The organism is Acinetobacter seifertii (assembly GCF_000368065.1).
GTDB classification, from domain to species: domain Bacteria; phylum Pseudomonadota; class Gammaproteobacteria; order Pseudomonadales; family Moraxellaceae; genus Acinetobacter; species Acinetobacter seifertii.
The window spans coordinates 1,264,695-1,278,482 of the sequence record NZ_KB851200.1; the positions used below are offsets into that span (position 1 = coordinate 1,264,695).

The window sequence follows — 13,788 nt, forward strand, 5'->3', positions numbered from 1 at the left end:
CTGTTTAATGTGTGGGGCTTAATGGTACATATAAATTGCTTTCATTCAAAATATGGAGTTAATCCTGTAATAGTCGATTCCATCTTTTTAAGAAAAATATTTTTGTGCTGCAGCAATTGCAAAAACTATATTGCATGTACGAAAGACTACTTAGGCCGTTTATTTACTATTTGGTCCTCTTTTTCCAAAGGCTGGCTTAAGTTCAAAAGCTAGATCATCTTCAATTAATTGAAGAACTTCTCTACTTACATCATATTCTTTAATATGAATTTGATATTGCCCCTAAAACCAATTACTCAATCTTAAAGCATAAGTACCTCTGTTAACGCCAATTGTATGTTCTTTTAAACGACCTTTCCCCCTTTTTGATAGTGCATTAAATCTATTGAATAACCAAGGAAAAGTAGGTTGGCCAGATCTTACGGTCGATGGTATTTATGGACCAGCTACTCTAAATGCTCTCAAAATTGCACGCTGTAAAAGAGGCTTAGCAAAGTTGGTACCACATTCACGCCTGTATCTAAAAGCTCTTCAGCTACAGCAGAAGACATTGCATTCACTTGGTCAAAACGTGGTTCTATCCAATACTGTTTCCGATAAATGAACTTGGCCACATCAAGCGGTAAATCTTTCATGTTTCCTTTGTAGCCATTTGCTCTAGCCACAGCTTTAGTAATACCGTATTTAGTTGCACCACCTCGATCTGCTGGGTTATTTACATAACCACCCTCACGTTTGATGAGTTCTTCAAGATATTGTTCGATGTTCATTTCGGTTTCCTTTAGACGTAAAAAAGCCACCCGAAGGTGGCACAGTTTTTTAAGTTGGTTTATGCTTTTATAGAAGCAATTATTACATCCAACTTCCACATTAAGATTGGTATGAAAAACAAAAGAATAAATGCAACTATTGTTTGCCATAATCCGTACTTTTCAATAGATACTTTCATAAGCTCAACTATTGGTTTAATATGCTCCATATAGATATTTCTTCTCCTTAATCTAGCTCTGGTTAAGTTGATAAAAAACCTCAGTGCGCCAACACTGGGGTTTTTGCTTTTTTGATCATAGAAAAATTAGCTATGAGTTTCCTCCGGCCCGATTTCCATGTAATAAAAAACCGCCCGAAGGCGGCTGTTAAGAAAAATCAGTTAATTCAACTTGCTTTTTACAAAGCTACCCCGCAAATATCTTTAGTACTTGTTGGATAAGTTTGTGTAATTTTTGATTGATCCAGCAAGAACTCGATTGAGACATCTTTGTTCGCATCAGTTGCAGCTAAATCATAAAAATTAGAGGTTAATGAAAAATATAGATTATCGAGTTTGGAAGGGAACGTTGCAAAATAACCTTTGTTAACTCCATTAAAAACTAAGCCAACTTGATTAGAGTTCTGATTAATATAGATACCAATCTTTTGGTAACCATCAGAAGTAGCTTCCGGAGCTAAGTTAAAGAGATCGGAAACCAATGCATCATCATTTGATGTAGTTTTAATATAAAAGTTATTAACTGTAGGCCCATGTTGGTACGCAACTATAAAATTCACAGCCTTACCATTTTGCATAATACCGGCTGCTAGAGCTGGGAAAATATTTACATAACCGGTATTACCTAGTGTAGGAACTTTAATTTTATATTCAAATGCTATAATTCCAGAAGTTGGTATTATCTTATCCCCTCTGGTATATAACATTGCTGATGAATCATTTGCTGCTAAAAAACGTGAAATGTAATCTTGACTAAAAGCCATATAAACCGGACTTTGCTGAGAAGTCTTATAGGAAAACTTATTTCCTATAATCGTTGGGAATTTCTGAACAGAAGTATTACCGAAAGATTGTAACTGGGTTAAGGTTGCATCAAAGTTATAAGTACATTCTGCAAAAGTACTACTTACTCCACTGAAACCCATTACTGTTGCTAAAATAATTTTTTTCACGGCATTATCCTGTTTTTATTTTGAACATTCAGTATAACCAAGTCACTAAATCTTTTGATTAAATCCGATAAATGACAGAAATATATGTGATCTAGTTAGTAATACCACCCGTAGGTGGTTAACTATTTTTAATTTCATCTTTGGCTTTTTTTACTTCTTTGATTACTTCGACAATTGTCTTCCCTTCCTGTTTATCAATAAAGTTAAAAATTCGGTGGTGTTTCAAAAAGTATGCTGACATTAAATGAAGCCATTATTGATGTAAAAAAAGGTTAAGTCGAAAGCTTTAAAATGGTTTTCAATCTTTTTTGAAAAATTACAACTCCTTCTAAAACCACGCCTAATTCGATGCCTTATTTTGCAATTATTACCTTCAATACCTACAGTAAAAAATTTACCAATACTTTGCTTGCAGTTTTTAAAAGCAGTTATGAAACTGTCCCAATGATCACTTGCAATTCGGGTGTAGTGAATACCTAATTGTTTAAGCTTTGTTTTCAATCGTTGAACTGTAGCTAAGTCTCTTTTACCCCAAACATAAGCAACAATCTCACCTGTTTCTCGATGGTAGGCGTAAATAAGCCATTGTTTATTATTTTTATTTCCCACAAAAGTCCAAAACTCATCAACTTCAAGAGACTCATAATGACTTTGTTTAGGCTGAATTTGGTAGGTCGATTCGGTTAAAGTACGTAAAACTTTACCGATACTGATTCGCTCAACTTCAGCGATATCTCGTATACCACTACCTCTGACCATCAACTGTAATATTTTTCGAGTAATGCCTGAATTACATCCTAGATAGCTCAGAGCATGGTCACCAATAAACTGACGTTTACAGTCTTTGCACTGATAGTTTTGTTTCCCATCTACTTTGATGCCATTTTTCTTTATACTGTCACTGAGGCAGGTTGGACATTTGATTTCTAGAGTTATTCGCATTTCTCTATTTTATCAAAATTCAACCTGCTTTGTTTCAGCATACTTTTTGAAACACCACCAAAAATTCATGTTTTGGTCCTCCAGTGTCGCGGCTAAATCACCAAGTTTTTCCTTCCGTTGTTCATCATTAAGAGCTTTAATTTCATCCTTCGTCAACTTAGCAGCTTCTGCTTGCTCTTTTAACTTTGCTGTAGCTTCAGCAGATTTACTTGAGAAATACATATAGGTAGCAGCTAAAGCTGTAACGCCCAAGGTAATTGCTCCGATTGGACCTCCAATTAACCCCCATGCACCACTTACTAGACCTGCCATTGAAACACTTTTGCCTTGGGCCAATGAGACCGCTTTCGTTGCTTTCTCAACATTATTAGCTGCGAGAACATATCTTGCACTAGCTGCACTTGCTCCATATTTAGCTTGTGCCTCAGCATTCGTTGCTCGTACATTAGCTAAATGCGCCTCAGCTTCAACCAATGCCGCTTTTGCGCTATCAATAGACTTTTGCTTTTGCAATTGTGAAGCAGCATTGTCTGCAACTACCGATCCTAATTTGGTATTTAAAGCTGATACCTGTGTTGCGATTGCTTTTGTTAATAATGCCGTACCACCCAAAATAGCAACTTAAGAAATTGACTGTAAGTTTTCAGCTAAAATCTGAATAGAGCCAGATAAGGTTTGAGCAGCTCCACTTCCTTTCCCCGCTTCACCTACAAATTTGGTGATTTGGTTATTCAAAAGTGTTAAAGATTGTCCAATAGTGATATCGGTCTTAGCAAACAGTGCATCAACATCATTTTGAACATTTTTGAGAGCTTTAACGATTTCTTGTGAAGTAATTTTTCCTTGTGCAGCTACAGAACGCAACTCACCTACTGTGATACCCCACGCTGAATAAGTTTTCTGTGCAATTCTAAAAGTATCTTTATTGGCTTTATTCAACTCAGTTTGATTATTGGTTACTAACTTGAGTCTGTTTTGTAGCCCTGTATAAGCATCCATTTTAGATATAACTGCCCCTACAGTTACTAGTCCAGCCATGTAACCAGCAAGTTGTCGAGTAGCTACAGATAAGCAATCGGTTGATTTGGATGCAAAATCACCTTTTCTTTCTATGCTGTCGAGTTGATTGCCTAGATTACGTGCATTGCGTTCGGCATTTTGTGAATCAATAACAATGACCAGACGGGATTCTTGTGCCATTTTTACTTTCCTCTAGGCAATAAAAAACCCGCTTTCGCGGGTTCTTTTACATGAAAAATTACTTCTCTGGATCAGGATGATATTGACCATCACTTCCTAAAAATAATACTTTATTTGCAACTCCAACTACATCAGCTCCATAAGAGTTTTGAGCTGTATATTCAATACCTATTTTAAGCAGTGCTCCTTCTTGCTTTACAATTGCGCTTCTTGGTTTAAATGAATAGGGATTTTTTAAACCAATCTTTTCTAAAACTGACACAAAATATAAGTTCTGGGAAATGCCCTTTTTTGAAAGGGTGAACCGTACCGGGTTTGTCGGAGACTTTTTTATTTAAGTTAGGCCACCTGACCTAACGGGTTAATCTTATCATAGTACATTGCTTCAAACTCAAAAGGCGATACATAACCCAGTGCACTGTGTACACGCTTTTTATTGAACCAATCTACCCAGTTTAGTGTCGCAAGTTGTACATCTGCTAAACCTTGCCAATCTGCTTTTAAATATTCAATCACCTCTGTTTTGTATAAGCCATTCACCGTTTCAGCCAAAGCATTATCGTATGAATCACCAGTTGTACCGACTGATGCTCGTAAATTTGCTGCTTCCAAACGATGGGTGTAACGAATAGAAAGGTATTGCACGCCTCTGTCGGAATGATGAATTACATTCTTTGGCATACCGCGAGCATGTAACGCTTGTTCCAGTGCATCAAGGACCATGTCTGTATTCATCCGTGTTGATACTTTCCAGCCAACAATTGCCCGTGAGAAAACATCAATCATAAAGGCGGTATACACCCAGCCTGAATGGGTTTGAATATATGTGAAGTCTGCGACCCACAGCTGATCTGGATGATCAGCACTAAAATTCCGTTTCACCAAGTCGGCTGCTCGTTTTTGATCATCTCTGCTACGTGTCGTTTGTTTGTTCTTACCACGCCAAACACCTTGTATTCCTAGCTGTTGCATCAATCGAGCAACTGTACAGCGCGCAACAATATAACCTTCCCGTTTCAGTTTTTGCCAGACTTTACGTACACCATACCGACCTGAACTTTCCTGCCAAATTCGTTTAATTTGTTCAGCATGATGCAGGTCATGTAGATCTCTTTTCGCTCGATGTTCTGGATTGTCCGCAAGATCTAAAGTTCGATAATAGGTTGAAGTTGCGATTGGTAGAATTCTACAAATCGCCTCAACACCGTATAGGTCTTTATGGTTATGAATGAAATCCACCATTATTTGTGTGGGCGGTCGAGCTCCGCCTGGGCGAAAAAAGCAGCTGCTTTACGTAGAATTTCATTGGCTCGCTGCAGTTCTTTATTTTCGCGTTCAAGTTGTTTAATGCGTTCTTGGTCTGAAAGCTGCTGTACTTTAATTGGATTCTGTTGATTCAAATGCTTCTGATGCCAGGAACGTAGTGTTTCAGGAGTACAGCCAATCTTGGGAGCAATTGCTGTGATTGCAGCCCAAGTAGAAGGATAATCTTTTTCGGATTCAATCAATAATTGAACCGCTCTATCTCTGATTTCAGGGGTGTATTTTACTTTTTTCATCGGGACATTCTCTCAAGAAAAGTGGTCTCCGACAAACCCGGTACGGTTCAGGGGTATATTAATATTTGGATCTAATACTGTTATTACACTAATGTTAGTTTGTTTCCCTTCTCCATCCTTAAGTTGAGCAATGTACTTTGTATCTTTATGAATCAAATCCTTTAAATTCTTTTTTTTAAGGTTTTCATTTGCCAACTTAAAAAGTTTTTTGTTCTCTTCTATTCTTTTTTCAATAATTTCAGAATGCTTTTTTTCAACTTGTTTAGTTTCATAATTCTCGTTTATGTCTTTAAAAGTATAAATCGATGAGAAATTTACTTTTTTAAAACTATTATCAGAATTAAATGATGACTTTAGTGCATTAACTAAGTTAGCTTCATTATCTCCAATTATGTAAGTTTTAAAATCGTCATCAATTAAGATAATAAGAATATGTCTTGTTTTAGAATCAAATGCTACATAACTTTTTAGATGATGACCGACAATTTTATTTTTTTTTGTGAAAAATCAGCTGTTACAACCCCTCCATAAAGATTGCTATCATTAATACACCCATCTTCATCAAAATCTGTTGATTTCATTGCTCCAAACTCTTTTAGTCTGGTATCAAAAGCATATTTGAAGTAGGAGCCATAGGCTAGGATATTAAAACCTCTTAATTTACAGTTTTCAGAATCATTAAGAGATTGTGGATTAATCGCATTCGTAAAAACTGGTAAGCAAATTAAGCTTAATAAAATAATCTTTTTCATAAAAAACCTATCAAATATCACAATTTAAAAAAATCAGCTAATGATCCAAATAAATTTCATTTTACTTCCTTACATACTCTGGAAATTCTTTCAATAAATTATTACAAGTCCTATTCTTCCCGTCTTTTTTCACATTTCGGTCAAATTCTTTCATGCCAAACATAAGAACTTTTTTCCCATATTCATCACCGAGCTCATGCTGAAAACACTTGGCTGAATCCGAGATTAATTCATTGTTATATTCACTATATCCACATTCAAATTGTGCTCTACTTAATAAGCCATGGACCGAAACAATCTGCTCACAATAAGTTGGCTTATCTCCATTTTTTGGAGCTAAAGCATGTGAAAATGATGTAGTAAAAGCAGCCGCTAAGATACTCCCTAAAACAATCTTCTTCATCTTAATCTGAACCGTACCGGGTTTGTCGGAGACCACTTTTCTTGAGAGAATGTCCCGATGAAAAAAGTAAAATACACCCCTGAAATCAGAGATAGAGCGGTTCAATTATTGATTGAATCCGAAAAAGATTATCCTTCTACTTGGGCTGCAATCACAGCAATTGCTCCCAAGATTGGCTGTACTCCTGAAACACTACGTTCCTGGCATCAGAAGCATTTGAATCAACAGAATCCAATTAAAGTACAGCAGCTTTCAGACCAAGAACGCATTAAACAACTTGAACGCGAAAATAAAGAACTGCAGCGAGCCAATGAAATTCTACGTAAAGCAGCTGCTTTTTTCGCCCAGGCGGAGCTCGACCGCCCACACAAATAATGGTGGATTTCATTCATAACCATAAAGACCTATACGGTGTTGAGGCGATTTGTAGAATTCTACCAATCGCAACTTCAACCTATTATCGAACTTTAGATCTTGCGGACAATCCAGAACATCGAGCGAAAAGAGATCTACATGACCTGCATCATGCTGAACAAATTAAACGAATTTGGCAGGAAAGTTCAGGTCGGTATGGTGTACGTAAAGTCTGGCAAAAACTGAAACGGGAAGGTTATATTGTTGCGCGCTGTACAGTTGCTCGATTGATGCAACAGCTAGGAATACAAGGTGTTTGGCGTGGTAAGAACAAACAAACGACACGTAGCAGAGATGATCAAAAACGAGCAGCCGACTTGGTGAAACGGAATTTTAGTGCTGATCATCCAGATCAGCTGTGGGTCGCAGACTTCACATATATTCAAACCCATTCAGGCTGGGTGTATACCGCCTTTATGATTGATGTTTTCTCACGGGCAATTGTTGGCTGGAAAGTATCAACACGGATGAATACAGACATGGTCCTTGATGCACTGGAACAAGCGTTACATGCTCGCGGTATGCCAAAGAATGTAATTCATCATTCCGACAGAGGCGTGCAATACCTTTCTATTCGTTACACCCATCGTTTGGAAGCAGCAAATTTACGAGCATCAGTCGGTACAACTGGTGATTCATACGATAATGCTTTGGCTGAAACGGTGAATGGCTTATACAAAACAGAGGTGATTGAATATTTAAAAGCAGATTGGCAAGGTTTAGCAGATGTACAACTTGCGACACTAAACTGGGTAGATTGGTTCAATAAAAAGCGTGTACACAGTGCACTGGGTTATGTATCGCCTTTTGAGTTTGAAGCAATGTACTATGATAAGATTAACCCGTTAGGTCAGGTGGCCTAACTTAAATAAAAAAGTCTCCGACAAACCCGGTACGGTTCAATCCACCTTTATCATACATTCTTATACTAGTTCCTAATCCAGATTGTGATATATCAATCACGTAGTCCTTACATCTATAATGATATTCATTGACTTCACCGTATTTAGGATCACTTTCTTGCGTCAAATTCCAACCAACTTTAGGTAAACCATATAAGGTTGTAAGGGCATCTTTAACTTTGCCAACTGGAAAATCATCCATTGTTAGACTTAATCCAAAACTTAAAATTTTATAATTTTTTGGATCATAGGTTATGAAGTTAAAATCACTGATTGGTTGACCACCCAACCAAATATTATTATTCCTATTTAAGATAGAAACACGATATTCCTTAGCCGCTATTTTGTTAAAAACATCATTCTCAAGTTTAAGCTGTCTATAATCTTTTGATACTAACTCCTTAACTGATCTCCCTAACCCCACATCGCCAATAATAATTTTATCTTTTGAAATCTCACAAGCACCAAGGTTTTTATGTTCTGCCCATGAAGAAGAAGACAAACAAATTAACCCTAATAAAATAATTTTCTTCATGATTTCACCAATTGTTATAAAGTTCGCCAATTTAACAAACTGGTTACTAAAAGTCACATAAAGAAAAACCCGCCATAAATCTCACCTTTTCACACTGACCTAGAACCATGCATTTTTTAGCTACGCACGCAGATGAAGCCCATACACAAGCTAAAAACTCTTCATTGTCATGAAGTAGTTCAGCAATATGATCCTGATCGGGGTTATGTAGCAGTCCACCAATAATTAAAAAGTTTGTAATAAACCAATTCATTAAGTCAGGTGCTGGAGCTAGTCTAATTGCTTCCTCCTCTTCGGCTTTATCAATCAAGTCCTGTGGAGGAAATGGTCTGATCTGATCCATCTTCAATTCTCGCTCCTTCGCTTTTAATCCAGTTGATTGCATAACCTGATTCAATTTGATGAGGCTCTAGACATTCAAATACATAACCCCTATCTAGAGCTAGATCATGTTTGCTTAGTAAATTTGCTATCTTTGTGCGACCGCGACCAACGGCCCAAGGACTGCCAGCAATTTCCATAAGAAGTTTCAACTTCACAATATAAAAATCAAATCGCCAATTTTTAGTTGATTCAAATTGAAATTTTCTTCGATAACCAATTCGATGCTCTTCTAATTCTTGAAATAATGTTTCTTCAGCTTCTAGATAATTTTGTTTAGCCTTAGGTAGTGGTCTTGTTCTTGGTTTTAATTTAATTGGCTTCTTTTTTGTAAAGCTGTTGTATTGGTTAATTTCCATAATTATCCACGCCTTTTTATTATAAGAAATTATTTACATTAAATATTTATTTATACAATATACTCTGCTATATGTATTAAAGAATTATAATTTTATAGAGTAACAAAATATGGAATTGCATGTTGAATATCCCACACCTGAACAAGTAGTTGCTATATATGAAAATTTCATCAAAAATGGTAGTTGTTTTCATAATGAATTAAACGATTACACATATAAAGGCTTTGAACAGATCGTTCCTTACCTTGACTCTGAGTTTAGAAAATTAGGCTATACAGGAGCTAGATTAGCCTTATTTGGATTATATAAAAATCTTTGGGGCACAGTTGTTTGGATTGAAGACCCCGCTTTAGAAGACTATGAAGCTAATAAGGAATTAATTGATTTTTATATGGAAAAAAATTGAAGAACATGGTATAACATATTAAACCTAAATACTTAAATTAGCTCAAACAGTTAACCATATTTAAAAAACGGTCTTATCTATTCCGACAATCAGGAAAATGAAAGCCAACTTCGTTTTTCATAAATTAAGTCCAATAAAAAAACCACCTCAAAGGTGGTTATTAAATATCAAAAAGTATCACAGTAACTTCTTATAATTCTGCTTACCGCACTCATAAGGAGTACCAGTTAATTGTTTAGCAATATCAAGATAAGACTGATTTTCTTTTTCTAATTCCAGATTCAATTGTTCACGAGTGGTTTTCTCTTTTGCTAATTCTTGAGATTGTTCAAAATTATCATCATAAAATTTTTTAATCTGCTCATTTGCCTTAGCAAGATCACAAACTGAATTTGTAAGTTCCAACTGCTCTTTAAAATTAAGTTGTCTTTTCTCTGAAAGCATTCCCAATGCTTGAAATCTATTGATAGCATCTGCACGTGCATCAAATAGCTCACTGGCCTCTGTTAAAAACTCTAATTTTGATTTTGGATATGCCTGAGATGAAACAAGTCCCAAAAGTAACAAACTTATTGCTAAATGCAATTTCATATTAATCAACACTATAAGGAGATAAATTTATTGGTAAAGTATATCGCTAAAGAGGAAATAGTTTTAAAACAAATAATTTTTAAAATCATTACAGTAAGTGTTTATAACTCTGCTTATCACATTCATAGGGTGTATCTTTTACTTCTTCCAATTCTTCAAGTAATTTTTGTCGTTCAGGTGGAAAAAGAGTTATCACTTCCTCATCTTTCAATCCAAAAAATGCTTTATTTAACTTCATAAATTCTATTAGGGGTTTTTGTGACTTCCCTAGTTCACAGTAAAGATCAGCCAACTTCATTTGATCTTTAAAATTAGCTTGTCCTATCGTGTGAATTTCACTTATGTAATTTATTAAATTTTGATCAGCAATTCGATAATTTTCCATCAATTTTGCATAAACTTCAATTTTCTCTTTGCCTAGTTTTTCAGCATGCAGACATGTTGAACTACAAATAATAATAAAAAGGAAAATTGAAAATAACTTCATTGATATTACTGTTAAAAATTTATTGGATATGAATTATAAACCAAAAGCCCCGCCAATAATCTATATTTAGCAGGGCTTTATTGTGCTGATATGTCCGGCAAGTAAAAACATAAACATTAAAAACCCGCTTCCAAATAGAAACGGGCCATAAAAAAAACTTTCAGCGCAGTATTTGATACTGATAATACAAATTAAAATATGTATTTACAATATATTTTAAGAATATAAATGTTGAAATAGGATATTGGCCAACCAAGTATTAAAGGCTTGCTTTGATACGAAAGACGGAGCTTGGAATAGATCTATATCAACATTTAGATCATGATGACCTACAACTTTATATCTACCACCACCTAAAATAATGATGTCTGTATGAGGATATCTCAATGTTGTTAATGCATTGTCTAAAAATCTAGCTTGCTTTTCTTTATCATGCTGATACGTTTTAAATTTATGTGAATTTACAAAGAGATCATATTCTCGATCTATTGTTGCCTGAATTTTCGTAAGTTCCACTTCGATCTCCTTATTATGGGAAATCTTTTTATAACATATAAAAACTCACTATTAACGAGTTCTTAGGTTAAAAATTGATATCGATGTTATCAAAAATAGATGACGCAAAATCAGCTATATCTTTTCCGATTTCTACAATTAAATCTTTTACTTCAACTAGATCAGGATTCACAGAATTAAGCACCGAGTTTTCTTGCTTTTGCTCGTTTTCGGTATCTAATTGCTCAATCATATTAATCTGTTCATTTTGATTTTGCATTAGATTAATTATTCCTCAAAAGTCTGAAATTGCGGAGGAGCAAATAATGCCGTCTTATCCTTTGTACAAATTCTTTCAATTCTCAAACCAAAATCTGTAGCAGCTTTTTGTTTTTCATCTTCTTTTGTATAAAGAGGAATCTCATATGCCAAACCAGTTACATGACCAAAAAAATTATTGGTATGGTAATTCGTTATTGCATTTTTCTTATCTTGATCTAATGGAATAGTTAGATTTTCAAGCAAATCAAGGAGCTTAACACCGACTTAAAAAGCGAGTAACTGACTGCCCCCATATTTCTAAACGATTATTTACCAGTAGTTGATATCCTTTAGAAATCATATGAGCTGAAGCTTGATTAATATCCTCAACTTCAAACTCAATCCAACTTTGAGGAACAGTAAACTCCTCGGGCCATTCCTTTCGACCAAAGCAGGACTCTGCTGCTTGATGTAATGGCCACAGTGCAAAGTGTTTTACACCGCCCAGCTCGCCATCTTCTGTACTCATATAAGATTCATTACCTTCCATCGCTTTTATTGGAAGGTTTAATGTGTCTTGATAGTGTGCTTTACTCTCTTCATTAACTCTTGTAATTGGTCCAAATCCAGCAACAAAAAGTACTTTGATAGGAGACATTTTTAATAACTCATTTTTATAAAGTAATAGATTCTTTTATACTTGAAATAATTCATTTTTTAAACATTAATTATTTTCTTGCTAATTTATGCCTAAATATTTTAAGGATCCTCTTATCACTATCATCACGTCAATCATGCATAATTTATTTTCTGAGTTTTTAAAAATAATTATTACTATTTCTTTTAGAAGAAATTTTAGAAAAAATTGCCTAGAGAATGTTTAAATATTCCGACAAAAAAAACCTCGCCAATGCGAGGCTTAAATGTTCTAAAATTTATTTACTCAGAAGCTTCTCAACATTCTTTTCAATTAATTTTTGGTGGTGTTTCAAAAAGTATGCTGAAACAAAGCAGGTTGAATTTTGATAAAATAGAGAAATGCGAATAACTCTAGAAATCAAATGTCCAACCTGCCTCAGTGACAGTATAAAGAAAAATGGCATCAAAGTAGATGGGAAACAAAACTATCAGTGCAAAGACTGTAAACGTCAGTTTATTGGTGACCATGCTCTGAGCTATCTAGGATGTAATTCAGGCATTACTCGAAAAATATTACAGTTGATGGTCAGAGGTAGTGGTATACGAGATATCGCTGAAGTTGAGCGAATCAGTATCGGTAAAGTTTTACGTACTTTAACCGAATCGACCTACCAAATTCAGCCTAAACAAAGTCATTATGAGTCTCTTGAAGTTGATGAGTTTTGGACTTTTGTGGGAAATAAAAATAATAAACAATGGCTTATTTACGCCTACCATCGAGAAACAGGTGAGATTGTTGCTTATGTTTGGGGTAAAAGAGACTTAGCTACAGTTCAACGATTGAAAACAAAGCTTAAACAATTAGGTATTCACTACACCCGAATTGCAAGTGATCATTGGGACAGTTTCATAACTGCTTTTAAAAACTGCAAGCAAAGTATTGGTAAATTTTTTACTGTAGGTATTGAAGGTAATAATTGCAAAATAAGGCATCGAATTAGGCGTGGTTTTAGAAGGAGTTGTAATTTTTCAAAAAAGATTGAAAACCATTTTAAAGCTTTCGACTTAACCTTTTTTTACATCAATAATGGCTTCATTTAATGTCAGCATACTTTTTGAAACACCACCTGCAATTTTAGGTGCAATGGAGGTTTCTGAAAATGGTGACTTAGCCAACTGGATGATTCCAGGTAAGAAAGTCAAAGGTATGGGCGGCGCAATGGACTTGGTTGTTGGTGTCCAAAAAGTTGTAGTGCTTATGGAACATTGTGCAAAAGATGGTACACCAAAAATCGTAAAAAACTGTAGTTTACCTTTAACAGGTAAAGGCGTAGTTCATCGAGTCATTACTGACTTGGGTGTAATGGATATTACCCCACAAGGCGTAGAGCTGATTGAACTTGCTAAAGATGTCACGCTTGAACAAATTCAAGCCGCTACAGGTGTCGAGTTTTATAAAACGTTAGTCGCGTAAATTCTAAGATTTAGTTAGCTGTACAAGACTCAAGTTAGAAAGTGAGC

General features: G+C 35.2%; 15 protein-coding genes, 7 pseudogenes and 2 other annotated features. Of the genes and pseudogenes, 4 read left to right on the top strand and 18 right to left on the bottom strand.

Translation table 11 applies throughout. From position 1 onward, the window contains the following. Positions 1-465 precede the first annotated feature (465 nt). The 9 genes and pseudogenes from F985_RS13310 to F985_RS13350 form a co-directional block, all read right to left on the bottom strand. Positions 466-770: pseudogene (locus tag F985_RS13310) on the bottom strand (glycosyl hydrolase 108 family protein); the annotation flags it as partial. A gap of 397 nt (positions 771-1,167) precedes the next feature. Further along, positions 1,168-1,941 (bottom strand): DUF4882 family protein, encoded by a 774-nt coding sequence (locus F985_RS13315; protein ID WP_004701721.1) that lies wholly within the window; start codon positions 1,939-1,941, stop codon positions 1,168-1,170. 118 nt (positions 1,942-2,059) lie between these two features. After that, positions 2,060-2,152 (bottom strand): annotated as a pseudogene (locus F985_RS26140) (hypothetical protein); the annotation flags it as partial. Between the two features lie 29 nt (positions 2,153-2,181). Further along, positions 2,182-2,883, bottom strand: a complete 702-nt coding sequence (locus tag F985_RS13320; RefSeq protein WP_001223318.1) for an IS1-like element ISPa14 family transposase — start codon at positions 2,881-2,883, stop codon at positions 2,182-2,184. 69 nt (positions 2,884-2,952) lie between these two features. After that, a pseudogene (locus tag F985_RS25215) lies at positions 2,953-4,083 on the bottom strand (tape measure protein); the annotation flags it as partial. A gap of 58 nt (positions 4,084-4,141) precedes the next feature. Continuing rightward, positions 4,142-4,393 (bottom strand): annotated as a pseudogene (locus tag F985_RS13335) (hypothetical protein); the annotation flags it as partial. A gap of 29 nt (positions 4,394-4,422) precedes the next feature. After that, positions 4,423-5,642, bottom strand: a protein-coding gene (locus F985_RS13340) for an IS3 family transposase (protein ID WP_085945696.1) whose coding sequence is annotated in 2 segments (ribosomal slippage) — positions 4,423-5,366 and positions 5,366-5,642 — 1,221 coding nt in all. Because the reading frame shifts where the segments join, the coding sequence is not laid out codon by codon here. After that, positions 5,251-5,367 (bottom strand) — a sequence feature (AL1L pseudoknot). Its footprint overlaps the gene before it by 117 nt. A gap of 467 nt (positions 5,643-6,109) precedes the next feature. Then, entirely contained in the window at positions 6,110-6,394 is a 285-nt protein-coding gene (locus tag F985_RS26145) for a hypothetical protein (RefSeq protein WP_004701731.1), read from the bottom strand. 61 nt (positions 6,395-6,455) lie between these two features. Further along, positions 6,456-6,797, bottom strand: a complete 342-nt coding sequence (locus tag F985_RS13350) for a hypothetical protein (RefSeq protein ID WP_004701733.1) — start codon at positions 6,795-6,797, stop codon at positions 6,456-6,458. A gap of 57 nt (positions 6,798-6,854) precedes the next feature. On the opposite strand from F985_RS13350, the gene F985_RS13360 reads away from it, so the two are divergent. Beyond that, positions 6,855-8,074 (top strand): IS3 family transposase gene (locus F985_RS13360; protein ID WP_085945696.1). Its coding sequence is split into 2 segments (ribosomal slippage): positions 6,855-7,131 and positions 7,131-8,074, totalling 1,221 coding nucleotides; the frame shifts between segments, so codons are not numbered across the junction. Next, positions 7,130-7,246, top strand: a sequence feature (AL1L pseudoknot). (Overlaps the previous gene by 117 nt.) A 1-nt stretch (position 8,075) precedes the next feature. Here F985_RS13360 and F985_RS13365 read toward each other — a convergent pair. The 3 genes and pseudogenes from F985_RS13365 to F985_RS13375 form a co-directional block, all read right to left on the bottom strand. Further along, complete coding sequence (locus F985_RS13365; RefSeq protein ID WP_004701736.1) at positions 8,076-8,648, bottom strand: hypothetical protein; 573 nt, start codon at positions 8,646-8,648, stop codon at positions 8,076-8,078. 67 nt (positions 8,649-8,715) lie between these two features. Then, positions 8,716-8,991: pseudogene (locus F985_RS13370) on the bottom strand (putative metallopeptidase); the annotation flags it as partial. Then, positions 8,951-9,388, bottom strand: coding sequence for a hypothetical protein (locus F985_RS13375; RefSeq protein WP_004701740.1), 438 nt, complete (start codon positions 9,386-9,388; stop codon positions 8,951-8,953). The gene F985_RS13375 and the pseudogene F985_RS13370, both read right to left, overlap by 41 nt. 109 nt (positions 9,389-9,497) lie before the next feature. Between F985_RS13375 and F985_RS13380 the strand changes: the two genes are divergently transcribed. Continuing rightward, positions 9,498-9,794: a hypothetical protein gene (locus F985_RS13380; protein ID WP_004701744.1), complete on the top strand. Its 297-nt coding sequence runs from the start codon at positions 9,498-9,500 to the stop codon at positions 9,792-9,794. A 177-nt stretch (positions 9,795-9,971) separates the two neighbouring features. Here F985_RS13380 and F985_RS13385 read toward each other — a convergent pair whose 3' ends face one another. The 6 genes and pseudogenes from F985_RS13385 to F985_RS13405 form a co-directional block, all read right to left on the bottom strand. Beyond that, positions 9,972-10,385, bottom strand: coding sequence for a hypothetical protein (locus F985_RS13385; protein ID WP_004701746.1), 414 nt, complete (start codon positions 10,383-10,385; stop codon positions 9,972-9,974). A gap of 88 nt (positions 10,386-10,473) precedes the next feature. Further along, entirely contained in the window at positions 10,474-10,872 is a 399-nt protein-coding gene (locus F985_RS13390) for a hypothetical protein (RefSeq protein WP_004701748.1), read from the bottom strand. 216 nt (positions 10,873-11,088) lie between these two features. Then, complete coding sequence (locus tag F985_RS13395; RefSeq protein ID WP_004701751.1) at positions 11,089-11,388, bottom strand: hypothetical protein; 300 nt, start codon at positions 11,386-11,388, stop codon at positions 11,089-11,091. A gap of 67 nt (positions 11,389-11,455) precedes the next feature. Continuing rightward, positions 11,456-11,647: a hypothetical protein gene (locus tag F985_RS13400; RefSeq protein WP_004701752.1), complete on the bottom strand. Its 192-nt coding sequence runs from the start codon at positions 11,645-11,647 to the stop codon at positions 11,456-11,458. Between the two features lie 8 nt (positions 11,648-11,655). Continuing rightward, positions 11,656-11,910 (bottom strand): annotated as a pseudogene (locus tag F985_RS0104425) (hypothetical protein); the annotation flags it as partial. Further along, positions 11,903-12,286: a VOC family protein gene (locus tag F985_RS13405; protein ID WP_004701754.1), complete on the bottom strand. Its 384-nt coding sequence runs from the start codon at positions 12,284-12,286 to the stop codon at positions 11,903-11,905. The pseudogene F985_RS0104425 and the gene F985_RS13405, both read right to left, overlap by 8 nt. A gap of 380 nt (positions 12,287-12,666) precedes the next feature. On the opposite strand from F985_RS13405, the gene F985_RS13410 reads away from it, so the two are divergent. Together F985_RS13410 and F985_RS13415 are read left to right on the top strand one after the other, a co-directional pair. Continuing rightward, complete coding sequence (locus tag F985_RS13410) at positions 12,667-13,368, top strand: IS1-like element ISPa14 family transposase (protein WP_001223318.1); 702 nt, start codon at positions 12,667-12,669, stop codon at positions 13,366-13,368. Between the two features lie 28 nt (positions 13,369-13,396). Then, a pseudogene (locus F985_RS13415) lies at positions 13,397-13,741 on the top strand (succinyl-CoA--3-ketoacid-CoA transferase); the annotation flags it as partial. Positions 13,742-13,788: the final 47 nt, after the last annotated feature.